General features: G+C 37.9%; 15 protein-coding genes and 1 other annotated feature. Of the genes, 1 reads left to right on the top strand and 14 read right to left on the bottom strand.

Translation table 11 applies throughout. The features are described from left to right. Window positions 1-85: 85 nt before the first annotated feature. Window positions 86-793 (top strand): RNA polymerase sporulation sigma factor SigK, encoded by a 708-nt coding sequence (sigK, locus tag ACIQ1H_RS01980; RefSeq protein ID WP_172772139.1) that lies wholly within the window; start codon window positions 86-88, stop codon window positions 791-793. 357 nt (window positions 794-1150) lie between these two features. On the opposite strand, the gene mtnN is transcribed toward sigK, so the two are convergent. From mtnN to hpaB, 14 genes are all read right to left on the bottom strand, one after another. Beyond that, window positions 1151-1843, bottom strand: a complete 693-nt coding sequence (gene mtnN / locus ACIQ1H_RS01975) for a 5'-methylthioadenosine/S-adenosylhomocysteine nucleosidase (RefSeq protein ID WP_402886132.1) — start codon at window positions 1841-1843, stop codon at window positions 1151-1153. Window positions 1844-2038: 195 nt separating this feature from the next. Next, a complete protein-coding gene (locus ACIQ1H_RS01970) occupies window positions 2039-2701 on the bottom strand; it encodes a YrrS family protein (RefSeq protein WP_402886130.1) in 663 nt (220 codons plus the stop codon). 108 nt (window positions 2702-2809) lie between these two features. Next, on the bottom strand, window positions 2810-3298 hold the full coding sequence (greA, locus tag ACIQ1H_RS01965) for a transcription elongation factor GreA (RefSeq protein WP_402886128.1): 489 nt from the start codon (window positions 3296-3298) through the stop codon (window positions 2810-2812). 187 nt (window positions 3299-3485) lie between these two features. After that, the gene (udk, locus tag ACIQ1H_RS01960; RefSeq protein ID WP_172772143.1) at window positions 3486-4124 is read right to left on the bottom strand and encodes a uridine kinase; all 639 of its coding nucleotides are present in this window, start codon (window positions 4122-4124) and stop codon (window positions 3486-3488) included. Next, complete coding sequence (locus ACIQ1H_RS01955) at window positions 4124-5404, bottom strand: peptidase U32 family protein (protein WP_402886126.1); 1281 nt, start codon at window positions 5402-5404, stop codon at window positions 4124-4126. The genes udk and ACIQ1H_RS01955 overlap by 1 nt, the downstream gene beginning before the upstream one ends. A 14-nt stretch (window positions 5405-5418) precedes the next feature. Beyond that, entirely contained in the window at window positions 5419-6351 is a 933-nt protein-coding gene (locus ACIQ1H_RS01950; protein WP_172772145.1) for a peptidase U32 family protein, read from the bottom strand. 5 nt (window positions 6352-6356) lie between these two features. Then, window positions 6357-6989, bottom strand: coding sequence for an O-methyltransferase (locus tag ACIQ1H_RS01945; protein ID WP_173477658.1), 633 nt, complete (start codon window positions 6987-6989; stop codon window positions 6357-6359). A gap of 276 nt (window positions 6990-7265) precedes the next feature. Next, on the bottom strand, window positions 7266-8393 hold the full coding sequence (mltG, locus tag ACIQ1H_RS01940; RefSeq protein ID WP_172772146.1) for an endolytic transglycosylase MltG: 1128 nt from the start codon (window positions 8391-8393) through the stop codon (window positions 7266-7268). A gap of 211 nt (window positions 8394-8604) precedes the next feature. Beyond that, window positions 8605-9132 (bottom strand): DUF1292 domain-containing protein, encoded by a 528-nt coding sequence (locus ACIQ1H_RS01935; RefSeq protein WP_402886123.1) that lies wholly within the window; start codon window positions 9130-9132, stop codon window positions 8605-8607. A gap of 152 nt (window positions 9133-9284) precedes the next feature. Further along, window positions 9285-9593, bottom strand: a complete 309-nt coding sequence (locus ACIQ1H_RS01930) for a DUF1292 domain-containing protein (protein WP_024363115.1) — start codon at window positions 9591-9593, stop codon at window positions 9285-9287. Window positions 9594-9610: 17 nt separating this feature from the next. Beyond that, window positions 9611-10027, bottom strand: coding sequence for a Holliday junction resolvase RuvX (gene ruvX, locus ACIQ1H_RS01925; RefSeq protein WP_402886121.1), 417 nt, complete (start codon window positions 10025-10027; stop codon window positions 9611-9613). Between the two features lie 2 nt (window positions 10028-10029). Beyond that, complete coding sequence (locus ACIQ1H_RS01920) at window positions 10030-10296, bottom strand: IreB family regulatory phosphoprotein (protein ID WP_024363117.1); 267 nt, start codon at window positions 10294-10296, stop codon at window positions 10030-10032. Between the two features lie 87 nt (window positions 10297-10383). Further along, window positions 10384-13044 (bottom strand): alanine--tRNA ligase, encoded by a 2661-nt coding sequence (gene alaS / locus ACIQ1H_RS01915; RefSeq protein WP_402886119.1) that lies wholly within the window; start codon window positions 13042-13044, stop codon window positions 10384-10386. A gap of 76 nt (window positions 13045-13120) precedes the next feature. Beyond that, window positions 13121-13335 (bottom strand) — a binding site (T-box leader). Window positions 13336-13441: 106 nt separating this feature from the next. Further along, window positions 13442-14872: a 4-hydroxyphenylacetate 3-monooxygenase, oxygenase component gene (hpaB, locus tag ACIQ1H_RS01910; protein ID WP_402886117.1), complete on the bottom strand. Its 1431-nt coding sequence runs from the start codon at window positions 14870-14872 to the stop codon at window positions 13442-13444. Window positions 14873-15241 lie beyond the last annotated feature (369 nt).

The raw sequence follows: 15241 nt of genomic DNA, 5'->3' as shown, positions 1-15241 counted from the left end.
GCGCATTTGCTGTTGCACTTTTTTTCATTGAACGCAGTTTCTTAACATATACTGTCGAAAAATGGGGAAAGGATGAAATCATTCAATGAGCGGAATTTTTACTTCTATGTTGCAGTTATGGTTTGAAATTCCTGCGTTATTCGGTTATTTAAAAGGGCAAACATTCCATAAACCCTTTTCTAAAGAAGAGGAAGCTGCTTGTATTGAACGATTTTTAGGTGGTGATGAGCAAGCGCGTCTTGATTTAATCGAGCGCAATATGCGACTTGTTGCACATGTCGTAAAAAAATTCCACCCTAAGCACGAGCAACTCGATGACTATATTTCCATCGGTACAATTGGTCTAATGAAAGCCGTTGAAAGCTATACCCCTGATAAAAAGACGCGCCTTGCTACGTACGCAGCACGCTGTATTGAAAATGAAATTTTAATGCACTTACGAACACAGAAAAAAGTACAAAAAGATGTTTCTTTGTTTGAACCGATCGGTACAGATAAAGATGGAAATGCGCTGCAAATTCGCGATTTACTACAATGTGATGAAGAAAGTGCAACAGAAAAATTAGAACACAAAGAGCATGTTGCGCAGTTGTATCATTATTTGCATATGCTTGATGAACGAGAGCTTGAAATTGTCACACTGCGCTACGGATTAAATCAACATGACGCACTTACCCAAAAAGAAATTGCTGCCCGTTTGAACATTTCTCGTAGTTATGTATCTCGCATAGAAAAGCGAGCACTCATTAAACTCTATCAATTTTACAAAAGAGATCAAAAGTCTATTGAGTAATTTATTGTAATGTGTTATTGATAAAAATTCAATCAAGAATATGAGGCACCTATTTTCAAAAATTACATGGAAGTGATTTAGCAGTTACTTGTATCATATAAAAAGCTCCTTTACGCTTTAGCAGCCGCAAAGGAGCTTTCTATACAGTATTAATGAGTTGTTTCAGTAAGGTCGGCCGAAATAAGCGTGCCGATTAACATCGTAATGATGACGACACCTGCTGTCAAAAATAGCATAATGTATACCTCCCATCTAACTATGAAGAGAATTAATTAATGCCATTGTAGCATTGAAGATTCATTACGACTGTGATTTTTCTCACTCTTTAACTGTTCATTTTGTCTATTTCGTGTAGTTTTATAAAGACGAAATTGCCTTTAATACAATTTGTGTAGAGTGCTTAGCAGCTATTGGTAGGAATTCATCAAAGCTAATGTTCGATTCTTTTCCTGCAATATCAGATAAGGCACGGATAACAACGAATGGTGTCCCGAATTGATAACATACTTGCGCAACAGCTGCCGCTTCCATTTCTACTGCTTTCATTTGTGGAAAATGCTGACGTACTGCTTCTACACGTACAGGATCATTCATAAAAGCATCACCTGAGCAAATTAGGCCAATACCATATTGGTGTTCACCTACCGCTTTTACAGCCTCCTCAGCTACTTTCATTAGCTTTGCATCTGATTGAAAAGCAGCAGGCATTCCTGCCATTTGCCCAATTTCATATCCGAAGATTGTCACATCGACATCATGATGGCGTACTTCATCAGAAATAACAACTGCTCCTACTTCAAGTGCCTCATCGTAGCCCCCAGCAGAACCTGTATTAATTACTACATCTGGCTTGAATTCATGCAATAAAATTGTTGTAGACATTGCTGCATTGACTTTCCCAATACCGCTTTTTAATAATACTACTTCTTTTCCTTCGTATGTCCCTGTTGTATACTCACTGCCAGCAATTGTTTTACTTTTAGCATCCTCTAAAGATGCACGTAGCAGCTCTACTTCCTCTTCCATTGCACCGATAACTGCGATTTTCATGAATTCTTTACTTCCCTTCTTTAATTCAACTCTAAACAGATTACTCACTAGTCGGCATCTACATTTTGATGAGCTTTACTACAATCAAAATCGAAACCATACAGTTCTATGACCGATTGTTCCACTTTCAGTAAAGCTAAGAACGAATCCGTATTTCTTTGCCATCTTTAAAAATAATCAATACAACAGCTTTCGTCAATAGGCACCATCTAATGTTTTCAACTGTTCTAGTTTTACTGGCAGCCAGCCTTCATTATCAACCCATTCCATACTGACACGATACTTTTCACTCTTATCTTTCGTAGAAACGGTTGCAATTGCTTTATTCGCCCCACCATTATTTTGTAAACGCCAAACAATCATATTATCATTTGTTATACCTGTCACTGCGGTAATTGTAGCGATTTTCTCTGCCCAGTCGACAGATTGGTCATCATATGACGATACATGTGCTCCTGTTTGCGTTGTAGGCGTTGGCTTCCAGTTTTTATCTGTCACAACACGATCAACAATCGGATCGTCAGACGTCGTTTCTTCAGCCGTATTTTGCTCTGGCTGCTGTTCTTCCTCTTTCGACTGGTCTTCGTCTGTCGATTGTTCTTTGTCTATCGATTGTTCTTCATTTTCGGCGCTGTCTTCCTCTTTCTGAGGTTCCTGCTCACCTTCATCATTCTTTTGTTCCTGAACTGGTTCCTCTTTATTTGCTTCTTGTTCGTCATCCTGCCACTTAAACACATACGTTGCCGTTATAACAATTAGTATAATAACTATACCAATTAAAACATTCAACATCTTATCTAGCTTTTTATTGCGAGATGGCTGCAAATGACGACTGCTTCGTGTTTTTCGTTCACTCATGAAGTCTCCCCCTCTCTAACCAATATTTTATCAAGTTCCACACCGCATGCAAAATAAAAACAGTTAGCTTCACTTAGAAAGAGAAGCTAACTGCTTGTACATTTGTAATTATTTAATTGAAAGAATTTTCACTTTCATTTCGCCACCAGGTGTTTGTACGACTACTTCTTCACCTTCACCTTTGCCAAGTAAGCCTTTTGCAATTGGTGATTCGTTTGAGATGCGGAATTCCATTGGATCTGCCTCTGCTGAACCTACGATTGTATAAGATTCTTCATCAGAAGATGGTTTACCGTTAATAATTTCAACGAATGTAACCGTTTTCCCAAGAGAAACTACACTGTTATCTGTTTCATCTTCAGTAATAATAACTGCGTTACGAATCATTGATTTTAAAGTAGAAATACGTCCCTCTAAAAAGGCTTGTTCTTCTTTAGCTGAATCGTACTCAGCATTTTCAGAAAGGTCACCGAAGTCACGTGCGATTTTAATACGCTCTACGATTTCTTTACGTGTTTCTGTTTCTAATTTTACTAATTCTTCTTCTAATTTTCGTTTACCCTCTGCTGTCATTGGGTACTGTTTTTCATTTGACAAAGTACTTCACTCCTTATTTCATCAATATAAAAACATAAAACTCGACCAAATGCTTTATAAAGTGCATTTAATCGAATTTTATTATTTTTAATCTCAGTTCAAAATATGCTTTGACCTAATAGTATGCATGCGTTACAAAAATATGCTTTGAAATTCATGTAAATATTGTCAATACCACTCTATCTTATTACAATACGTTGTCAGTTTCAAGAATAGTTTTAATTTTCGTTACCATCAAATCAATTGCGACGCCATTTTCCCCGCCTTCGGGAATAATAATATCAGCATAACGTTTAGTTGGTTCAATGAACATATTATGCATTGGACGCACGGCAGATAAATACTGCTCTATAACGGAATCCGTTGTACGACCACGCTCTTTTATGTCACGAAGAATACGACGAATAATACGTAAATCTGAATCCGTATCGACAAACAATTTAATGTCCATTAAATTACGTAAGTCCGCATCCTCTAATACTAAAATTCCTTCTAGTATAATAACATCTACTGGCTCAACATGGATTACTTCATTGGCACGTGTATGCTGTACATAGTCATATACAGGTTTTTCAATGGACTGACGCTTTAATAATTTTTTAATATGGTCAATTAATAAATCATTATCAAACGCTAGAGGATGGTCATAATTCGTACCTAAACGTTCTTCAAATGTTAAATGACTTTGATCTTTGTAGTAATAATCTTGCTCAATTACAACAACAGAATGGTCACGGAAAACATCATAAATAGCACGTGTCACGCTCGTTTTACCTGAACATGAGCCACCAGCGATTCCGATGACAACTGGACGCTTAATTGCCATTAATTATTCTCCTTTCGCATCATGTTATGCGGTTGAAGCAATGTATCACATTTAAATTTAACAATTTGTAATGGATGACGTGCAGCGTCTAAGCTGTTGCCGTCCTCATCCCAAATCTCTCCCATCGTAATGCGGAAGTTTTCGATTTCTGGACCAAAAAATTCAACTTCATCACCAGGTTTAAAATAGTTACGTTGTTGCATTGTAACAATTTTCGTCTCTGGATTATGGTTTAAAATAAGTCCTGCAAATTCGTAAGTTGTTTTACGACCATGAACGCCAAACATTTGCTCCTCGTGTCCTGGTGCATCATGGAAAAATGCTTCAGCCGTATCACGGTTTGCACATTTATCTAACTCTTCTAGCCATTCACGCTTAATTTTAAAATTGTCTGGATCTGCACAATAAGCATCAATCACTTTACGATAAACAGAAACCACTGTAGCCACATAGTGAATTGATTTCATACGACCTTCTACTTTTAATGAATCAATACCAAGCTCGATCATATGTGGAATCGCTTCAATTAACTTTAAATCTTTTGGACTCATTGCAAATGGTGCATGGTTATCATCGAACAGCGCTTTTTCCTCACCGTCTTCTAGCTCGTATAAATCATAGTCCCAACGACAAGATTGGCAGCAGCCACCACGATTAGAATCACGCGCTGTCATATGGTTTGATAGTACACAACGACCCGAATATGCGATACACATAGCGCCATGAACAAATGCTTCGATTTCAATATCGACTTTTTCTTTCATAAGCTTCATTTCTTCGCCGCCAACTTCACGCGCTAACACTACTCGATGTAACCCTTCTTCTTTCCAGTACTGAACAGCTTTCCAGTTAGATAATGATTGCTGTGTCGAAAGATGAATTTCAAGCTTTGGTGCAGCAGCACGACATGTTTCGATAATTAGCGGGTCCGCTACAATAATGCCAGTAACTCCTGCTGATTCAATATCTTTCAAGTACTGCTCTAAGCCATCCATATTTTCGTTATGAGCGAAAATATTCGTTGTCACGTAGATTTTTGCTCCGTATTGATTTGCAAAATCTACACCTTCTTGCATATCATCGATTGAGAAATTATCCGCGTTTGAACGAAGACCAAATTCACGCCCGCCAATAAATACTGCATCTGCACCATAATGGACAGCAACTTTTAGTTTTTCTAAGCTACCTGCAGGGGCAAGTAGTTCAGGTTTTTTTGTAATGACGCGCTTGCCGTCGACGACTTCGCGAATTTTGTCATTTTGTTCTAATGCCAATGCCATTTTCTTGCCACCTCCTAGTACACTGTTTCTTTGAAGATAAAGCCAGTATCGAGTGGTCGAATAGCAGGCTGGACATCTTCAATTTTAGCCAGTAAATCATCTTTTATATCGTCATATGCTTCTTCAGATTCGTCAAAATATGTGTCAATTGCTTGACGATATGCTTCCGTTACTGTGACAACATATTCTGGTGATTGTAAAACACCCTCGATTTTTAATGAATCGATCCCCGCTTCAAATAACTCGCCAAGCTCATCAATAATACACATATCATTTGGACTGAAAATATGCGTACCATTGGTATCTTCATAAATTGGATATTTATTGTTACGTTCATCATCGTGTAGGAACATATTACGGTTTTCCTGACGATTTTCAATTGTCATTATTTTTTCTTGGTATAGGAAATAATGACCTAGTAATGGACGTTTTGATTGGAACATACAAGTCATACCATGCACTTGTACTTCAACTTCTACTTCCGCGTTTTCTTTAATTTCTATTACTTCATCTAGTGAAAGCTCACGTGCAAGAACAGCTCTTGTGGCACCTCGTTTACCCCAATAATTTGCAGTAAACCAGTTTGTTGCTGTTGTTTCAGGATTCCAATGTAATGGAATTGTAACACCTTGCTCACGACGTACTATAATAACAGCAGGGTCGCCGTAAATTAAACGATCTACACCGATACGTTGCATTTCTTTTAAGTATTCACCTAGTGCATCTAGTTTTTCGTTATGAAATAGCGCATTCACTGCAACATAAACCTTTTTACCTGCTGCATGAATTAGCTTCGTTGCTTCTTCTACTTCGCTTACAGAAAATTCCCCAGCAAGACGAAGACCAAATTGTTGTTCTCCAATGACAAAAGCATCTGCTCCAGCTGTTAAAAGTGCTTTTACATGGTCCACTGATTGTGGTGTGACAAGCAATTCAGGTTTTTTCATAGTCGTCACCTCTTCAAACATAATAATAAGCCATCACCGACTGGTAAAAATGCACTCGTATATTCAGGATGTTGCATAATCCAATCGGTAAAATTTTTTAAATTTCGAATCATTGTCCGCTTGCGACGTGGCACGTCCTTTAAGTCCAAATCCGACAAGCCATGCATATACATATTGTCGATATATAAGACGCCTCCTGATTTTACAAGAGGGGCATATTTTTCGAAAAATCGTTGATATTGACCTTTCGCTGCATCAATAAAAATCGCATCAAAAGTTGTATGGATTGCCTCATCGTCTACCTCTAAGGCATCTCCCTCAATGACCGTAATACGATTTGAAACAGTTGAACGTGCAATATAAGCTCTTGCTTTAGCTACACGCTCTTCATCGCGTTCAATCGTCACAATATGCGCATTCGGCAAAGCGTCAGCCATACGCATTGCTGAATAGCCAATTGCCGTGCCAATTTCTAATATTTTTGACGGATTTTGAATACGAAGTAACTGATTTAACGCATCTATACCTGCTAGTTGCATAATCGGTACATGATTTTCTTCCGCATATGCTTCCATTTCTAAAAGCAACTCATTACGTGGTTGAATAAATGATTGTATATATGCATCCGATAATTCCATTGTAAAATTCACCCTCAATTTAAAAGGAAACGAGCACACTCCCGTTGTCCAAACTTCATCATCACTTTGCTACAAAAAGAAAAAGACCAAACGTGATGTCTTGGTACTTTGCCATACAAAAATGAGCAATTGTTGTCTATATGCCACGAAACAATTGCCACCACGTATTAATTGATTAAAAATCACAATTTATAATAGCACGAAAATAGAAGGAAAGCTATTTTTCTTTCCTTCTATTCTTTTTAGCGCACTATGTTCATTTCTATTTTTTAGAAACTACTCTGCTTGACGTAAATATTTTTCTACTTTTTGCAAATGCTCATCATATGTTTTTGAGAAGTGGTTGACCCCTTCTTTATCTGCAAGGAAGTAGAAATAATCAGTTTTGCTCGGATTTAATGCTGCTTCAATCGAAGTTTTTCCAGCACCAGCAATTGGACCTGGCGGTAATCCTTTATTTTTGTAAGTATTATAAGCATTTTCTACTTCTAAATCTTCATATAAAACGCGGTCTTTATGTGAGCCTAGTGCATATAAAACAGTTGGATCTGTTTGTAGTGGCATGCCTTCATCAATACGATTATAGAATACACTTGCAATCGTCTCTCGATCTGTTTGTGCCGTTGCTTCTTCCTCTAATAATGAGGCAAACGTTAATAGTTGATGGACTGACATTTGTTTCTCTACTAGTACTTCATTGTAATTTTTCACAACATTATTCATAGCACCTATCATTTCTTCAACAATTGCTTCTAACGAAGGTTTCTCTTCAAAGTATGAATATGTTGCAGGGAATAAATAGCCTTCTAAATCATAGCGAATATTGTCTGCCAATACCGCATCTGTAACCAGCTCTGGATAGTTGGCCATCATTTTTTGGACAAATGCTTCGCTTGTCACTAAATCCATAAATTCTTTTTGTGTATAAGGAGTTTTCTTTTCAACAATTTTTCCAATCTGATCTAATGTTAAGCCTTCTGGAATTGTCATTGTAAAGATAGGCTCGCGATACACCTTCCCTGTTTTTAAGCTCTCAATTAGCTCGTCCAATGTCATTGATTGTGTTAAATCATAATTCCCTGCTTGGAATTGGGATTCATTTTTAAATTTTGCATAGTATTTAAAAACTTTTGCATCTTTAATTATGCCCTTTTTCTCCAATAAAGCCGAAATCGAGCTTAAACTTGAGCCAATTGGAACTTCGACAGCTATTGTTTTTGTTGCATCGGGATCAACTGGTTTTAAAGCACTTTTTACGTAGTTGTACCCCATTAAACCGACAACTGCAAATACTAATACAAATGCAATGGCTATAATAGCGACTATTTTTCTCACAATTTTTACCTCAGTCTTTTTTTCCTTCATTTTTGAAAACATTTCTTGTTTTTTAGAACCGTTATCCACGGGTTTCCCCCCTATCACTATTCAATATCATACTAGAAATCAACTTTTACGACAAACAGAAATGGACAATTCAGGTGAAATTGCGCATATAAAAAAAATCTGCTAATACATTCTTTAGCAGATTTGATACTTTATAAATAAATCGTCACTGATAAATTAACTATTCTTTTCCAACATTAAAAGTTCAGAATTGTTTGGGTGACTGGCACTTTTATAAGTCATTTAACACATCTTCTACAAATGCCCATTCTTCATCTGTTTCAATTGGTAGTAAATCCTCGATTGTTCCATCTGCTCCAGGTATATACTGGGCGGCGAAAATATCTTGCTCCTCCATTGGCTCATCTGAGACAGCTACATAAAGTACGTACGATTTACCGAATTGTTCTGAGGCAAATGTATGAATTACCTCGCACACTTGATCCGTTCCATCCTCATTTGTTACTGTAATAAGCTGTGGCTCTTCTTGGAATTCATCCAGAAGCGTTAACACAACTTCATTAATCATTTCCCATTCTGCATCTGTTTCCACAGGTTGTAAATTAGTCATTTCTCCGTTGTTATCATCATAATCGAATGTCATTGCTGAAATATCACCAGGTATTTCCTGCCCATTTTCATCGATTAGGGAAAACAGTACATATGATTTTTCCTCTGCATCAAATGTAAAAACAACACGGCATGTTTGCTCTTTGCCATTGTCACCTATTATTATGAATTCTTGTGTTTCTTCGTTCATTGTTATTCCTCCTTACTATAATCACGTATAGTCTAAGTTTCTATATGCTAAATCATTACTGCCGCTTCCTCGTGCCACGAACTTGATGACGTAAAAAAAGAACAAGGACCGCTTGTGCCATCCTTGTTCCATACACTCTAAAAAGAAAACAATTATTCTTCGTCTTCGTCCTCTAAAGCGTTTAAAACGTCTTCTACCATGTCCCATTCTGCTTCTGTTTCAATCGGTGTTAATTCGCCATCTTCACCGTTTTCAGATGGTACAAATGAAGATACGAAGATTTCTACAGAGCCATCTTCATCTTCTTCAGCGCCTACCATTGAGTAAAATACATATGATTTGCCGAATTCAGGAGACTCGTGTACGTGAATCACTTCGCAAAGCTGCTCGTTTCCATTTTCATCAATCACTGTAATGTGTTGTACGTGTAATTCTTCTTCATGGTTATGCTCGTGTGCCATGTTTGCCACCTCATTAATTAGTTTTTGCTATCTAAATAGCCTTGTAAAATCATCACAGCAGCCATTTTATCAATGACTTGCTTGCGTTTTTTGCGACTTACGTCCGCTTCGATTAACATGCGCTCGGCAGCCATCGTCGTTAAACGTTCATCCCAAAGTTTAACCGGCAGTGAAAATGTTTCTTCTAATAACTTTTTATAGTTTTCAGAAGCTTCACCACGTGGTCCTACCGTATTATTCATGTTTTTCGGGAATCCTACAACAAATTCAGTGATAGTATATTCCTTCACTAGCTCAGCAATACGGCTGATGCCGAATTCGCCATTTGCTTCATCAATTTTTACGGTTTCAATACCTTGAGCCGTCCAGCCAAGTGCATCGCTAATCGCAACACCTACTGTTTTCGACCCAACGTCTAATCCCATAATTCTCATTTCTAGCCCTCGTTATTCTTTTTAATATAAAATTTAACAAGCTCTTCTAGAATTTCATCACGCTCTAGCTTGCGAATTAAATTACGAGCATCCTGATGGCGAGGAATATACGCCGGATCACCAGAAAGTAAGTAACCGACAATCTGATTGATAGGATTATATCCCTTTTCCTCTAATGAAGAATGTACTTTCAACATTACCTGCTTGACTTCCTGTTCCATTGATTCTTCTGGAAAATTAAATTTCATCGTTTGATCAAATGAACTCATGACCAGCACCTCGCTTTCAGAAATAAGGAGATGTGCAAAGAAGCTCATCTCCGATTTCTCTTTATTATAACCGATTTGATGTATTAATTAAATGGATTTAACGTAATCATACACAGAAAGTAGCGCTTCATCAAGTTTTGAAACCTCTTTTGCACCTGCCATCGCCATATCTGGACGACCGCCACCTTTACCGCCACAAGCTTCGGCAACCATTTTCACAATATTTCCTGCATGGTAATTGCCACCAACTAAATCTTTCGTTACACCTGCACATAACATAACTTTATCGCCATCAACAGCACCTAATACGACAACAGCTTTTGTCATCTTACCTTTTAAGTCATCCATCATTTGACGAAGTTGGTTATTGTCTTTTGCTTCAACTTTAGTTGAAAGAACTGTTACATCCCCAAAAGTTTGTGCTGCATCTACAATAGCACCTGCTTGAGCGTTCGCAATTTTTTGTGACAATCCTTCATTTTCACGCTGTAATTCTTTATAGTCTACTTGCAATGCATGGACTTTTGTCACAAGATCTTTCGGATTCGCTTTTAATAGTGCTGCTGCATCATTTAACAGCGCCTCTTCTTCTTTGACTGCTTCATATGCCACTTTACCAGTGACAGCCTCGATACGACGAGTGCCAGCGCCAATACCACCTTCTGAAACAATTTTAAAGAAGCCTATTTCAGAAGAACGTTTTACGTGAATACCACCACAAAGTTCAATTGAATAATCACCAATCGATACGACGCGAACGATATCACCGTATTTTTCACCGAATAATGCCATTGCGCCCATTGCTCTCGCTTCATCGATTGCTTTTTCCTCAATCACGACTTCAATATCTTCCCACACTTTTTCATTAACGATACGTTCAATTTGTTGTAATTCTTCTTTTGTTACTTGACCGAAGTGAGAGAAGTCAAAACGTAATCGATCTGGACCAACGTATGAGCCTGCTTGGTTTACATGGTCACCTAATATATCTTTTAACGCACGTTGCATAATATGTGTCGCTGTATGGTTTTTAATGATTAGATTACGTTCATCACGGTTCACTACTGCTGTTACCGCATCTTCAACATGCATTTCGCCTGATTCTACTAGAACAGTGTGTAACGGTTGTCCATTTGGTGCTTTTTGAACATCCTTAACAATTGCTGTAAAGCCATCATTGGCAATTACACCGCTGTCTGCAATTTGTCCACCCATTTCTGCATAGAATGGTGTTTTCGCTAATACAACTAACGCTTCTTGACCTTCTGAAGCCACTTTCGCTACTTGACCATTGACAATCATCGCAGCAATTTCAGTTTCCACTGATAATGTATCATAGCCAACGAATTCACTTGCTACTGTTAAGTTTGCTAGCACTTCATTTTGTACTTGCATTGAATCGACATCTTGACGAGCAGCACGCGCACGCTCACGTTGCTCATTCATAGCAACTTCAAAACCTTCGTGATCTACCTTCATGCCAACTTCTTCCGCATATTCTTCTGTTAACTCGATTGGGAAGCCATATGTGTCATAAAGACGGAATGCATCAGCGCCAGGAATATAATCATGCCCTGCTGTTTTTTGTGCCTCTACCACCTCGTTAAAGATGGCAAGACCACCATCTAATGTTTCATGGAAGCGAATTTCCTCGTTTTTAATAACACGTTGAATAAATTCGCATTTCTCCGTAACTTCTGGGTAGAAATCAACCATAATTTCGCCAACTGTCGGTACTAATTCAAACATAAATGGTTTTTCAATACCAATTTGCTTAGCGTAACGCACTGCACGACGTAGTAAACGACGCAATACGTAACCACGACCCTCATTCGAAGGAAGTGCGCCGTCACCGATAGCAAATGCTACCGTACGAATATGGTCTGCAATTACTTTAAATGGCGTATTAATGTCTTCTTCTGAACCGAAGATTTCACTTAACGCAACTTCACCTGGACGTTTGTATTTACGATTTGCAAATTGTTCAATTTTTTCAATGATTGGCATGAATAAATCTGTATCAAAGTTTGTTGGCACATTTTGTACAACCGAAACGATACGTTCTAGGCCCATCCCTGTATCAATATTTTGCTTTGGTAATGGTGTATAAGTGCCGTCTGGATTGTGGTTAAATTGAGAGAACACTAAATTCCAAATTTCTAAATAACGCTCGTTTTCACCGCCAGGATACATTTCTGGATCATTTTGATCTGAACCATATTCTTCTCCACGGTCATAGAAAATTTCTGAGTTTGGACCAGATGGACCTTCACCAATATCCCAGAAGTTCCCTTCTAAACGAATTAAACGATCCTCAGGAATACCAATTTCGTTATGCCAAACATCATAAGCTTCTTGGTCTTCTGGATGAATTGTAATTGATAAAAGTTCAGGGTCAAAGCCCATCCATTTTTTATCTGTCAAAAATTCCCATGCGTAGTGAATAGCTTCTTTTTTGAAGTAATCCCCAATAGAGAAGTTCCCTAGCATTTCAAAGAATGTATGGTGACGTGCTGTTTTCCCTACATTTTCAATATCGTTTGTACGAATCGATTTTTGTGCATTTGTAATACGTGGGTTATCAGGAATGATACGACCATCAAAATAAGGTTTTAATGTTGCAACACCTGAGTTGATCCAAAGTAATGAAGGGTCATTAATTGGCACAAGTGGTGCTGACGGTTCATGATGATGTCCTTTTTCTTTAAAGAATTCTAAATACAAACGGCGAATTTCTGCTGCTTTCATACGAAAAGTTCCTCCTCTAATTGTGTAAAATTTACGATATGAATCCGCTTATACACATAAAAAAGCCCTCATCCCAAAAAGGGACGAGGACTTTGTGAATTGTCTCGCGGTACCACCCTAGTTGTAAGCATCAACATGCTTACCTCTTTAGCACTTGTAACGTAAGTGAACGGCAGGGATTAGCTGCACTCTGGAGTAGCTTTCGGCACTTGTTGACGTGAGGATTTTTTCAGCCTAGAAATCCCTTTCTTCACACGCACAAATACGTACTTGTTCCATCATCGTTTTTTCTATTTTCTAACGCACATTATAAAAAAATTATGTTCTTCTGTCAATCATTGCATTTCTATTCTATACAAAAATATCGAATTCTTCAAACATACATCGTTTTTGTATGTTAACTTTTCAGGAAATTTTCAACTCTTTTCATAAATGACTCACGATTATAAGTTTGATAAAGCAAGCCAGATAAGCGAACTGGATCTCCAAAGAAGTACCGCTCATAAAGTGTTTGCCTTGTGCCAAATGTACTCATCGTTAAATCCCACGCTAGACGGAATTTTTTCACCCGATCTTCTCCACCATCTCTAAATGACTGTAAATAATGTTCTAAATCGCCATCATCTGCGGCAAATGCTTTTTCACTTGGAATAGACATTAAGCCGCTTGCTCCAAGTAATTGAATAATTTCTGTAAAGGTTGGATAAACCTTCGGGAATATTTGAATGGCAACTTGCAATGTTGGTAAATCTGGTCTTATAAAACCAAAGTCATCCATTTTTGCTTCTATTTCTGACTTAAGTAATAAAGCCTTCATCGTTTCTAGCGTTACAATAATGTCGACTACTTTTTGCTGCACATGCTGATAGCCACCGATATTAATCGTATCAACAATAGATTGTACAACGCCTAAAATAAATTCGGTTTTAGCAATTTGTCGAGACAATACTTGATGCAAAGAATATGCTTGGAAACCACTTACATTCATAAAGCGATTTGCAACTTCTGTATTTTCATAATAAAAGACACGATCCCATGGGACTACTACATCGTCAAAAACAACAATTGCATCCATTTCCTCAAATCGAGCGCTTAACGGATAATCGAACGTCGATTCACCGCCAACAAAGGACTGTCTACATAAAAATTTCAAGCCTTTAGTATCACTTGGTATAGAGAAACCAAAGCCTTTTTCCTCATCAATGCCATTTGTTGAAAGAACAAGAAGTTCATCCGTAATGCCACCCTGCGTTGCTAGCAATCTCGCCCCTTTAATTACTAATCCTTCATTCGTTTTCCCGACAATTTTAGCAGCAATGATCACCTCATCATCTTCATACTGATAACTATGACGATTTACTTGAGGCTCAATAAACGTATGTGTCATCGTTAAATCATTTTCACGTGCGTATTCATAAAAATTTAGCAAATGATCTGGAAAACAATTCGGCTTATCTTTTAAGTATTCGGCTGCTGATGCCAGTGCCATTAAAGTAGTGTTCATATAATCTGGACTTCTTCCCATAAATCCATGATTACATAAAGCCCACTCCCGAGCAGCTTGACGTCTTTTTACCAGATCTTCTGCCTTTGTCACTTGAAGATAAGACATCCCTACCCGTTGGTTCGTTGTTGGTGACATATAAGTCATACTGTCGCGTAAATTTTCATCATGCTGCAAATCAAAAAGTTTAGCCTGGCTTTGCATAACACCTTTAAATGCTGGATGTTCAGAAACATTTCCCTTCACGACTTCCCCATCTATTGATATATACGTTTGCAATTCGTCAATGCGTTTAATATATTGCTGGCCTGTAATTGCTGGCATACATTCACCCCTAAAATGGACCTATGTTTTTACTACTCATGTATTATATGACCTATTAGGCTGAATCGTTCCATCGCTCCTTTGCTCACTTCAAATAGGAAGACAAGAAAAAAGTGTTAGATTGACTATAATCAATCTAACACTTTTTGGTTATACCGTTGCTTATTGCTACGAGAAATGCATTCCGCAAGCACCCCGTAAACCTCCACCATCTCTAACGCACGGTTTCTGTTGTTTTACGTTGCATGCGTGGCCATTGGAGTCACTGCCTTCGCTACCATTAACTAGTATACTATTCTAAATGTCACCAGCATCTCCTTTAACATTTTCCCCTCTTACAAAAATTAAAAATTTAATCCCAGCATCTTT

Source organism: Lysinibacillus sp. NPDC097279 (genome assembly GCF_044761745.1).
Taxonomy (GTDB): Bacteria; Bacillota; Bacilli; order Bacillales_A; family Planococcaceae; genus Lysinibacillus.
Note: the sequence above shows the minus strand (reverse complement) of the source record. Positions and strands in the feature narration are given on the sequence as shown.

Coding starts and splice junctions, on each gene's coding strand:
- sigK (WP_172772139.1), top strand. CDS start 86: ATGAGCGGAATTTTTACTTCTATGTTGCAGTTATGGTTTGAAATTCCT.
- mtnN (WP_402886132.1), bottom strand. CDS start 1,843: ATGAAAATCGCAGTTATCGGTGCAATGGAAGAGGAAGTAGAGCTGCTA.
- ACIQ1H_RS01970 (WP_402886130.1), bottom strand. CDS start 2,701: ATGAGTGAACGAAAAACACGAAGCAGTCGTCATTTGCAGCCATCTCGC.
- udk (WP_172772143.1), bottom strand. CDS start 4,124: ATGGCAATTAAGCGTCCAGTTGTCATCGGAATCGCTGGTGGCTCATGT.
- ACIQ1H_RS01955 (WP_402886126.1), bottom strand. CDS start 5,404: ATGGCATTGGCATTAGAACAAAATGACAAAATTCGCGAAGTCGTCGAC.
- ACIQ1H_RS01950 (WP_172772145.1), bottom strand. CDS start 6,351: ATGAAAAAACCTGAATTGCTTGTCACACCACAATCAGTGGACCATGTA.
- ACIQ1H_RS01945 (WP_173477658.1), bottom strand. CDS start 6,989: ATGGAATTATCGGATGCATATATACAATCATTTATTCAACCACGTAAT.
- ACIQ1H_RS01935 (WP_402886123.1), bottom strand. CDS start 9,132: ATGAACGAAGAAACACAAGAATTCATAATAATAGGTGACAATGGCAAA.
- ACIQ1H_RS01930 (WP_024363115.1), bottom strand. CDS start 9,593: ATGGCACACGAGCATAACCATGAAGAAGAATTACACGTACAACACATT.
- ruvX (WP_402886121.1), bottom strand. CDS start 10,027: ATGAGAATTATGGGATTAGACGTTGGGTCGAAAACAGTAGGTGTTGCG.
- ACIQ1H_RS01920 (WP_024363117.1), bottom strand. CDS start 10,296: ATGAGTTCATTTGATCAAACGATGAAATTTAATTTTCCAGAAGAATCA.
- alaS (WP_402886119.1), bottom strand. CDS start 13,044: ATGAAAGCAGCAGAAATTCGCCGTTTGTATTTAGAATTCTTTAAAGAA.
- hpaB (WP_402886117.1), bottom strand. CDS start 14,872: ATGCCAGCAATTACAGGCCAGCAATATATTAAACGCATTGACGAATTG.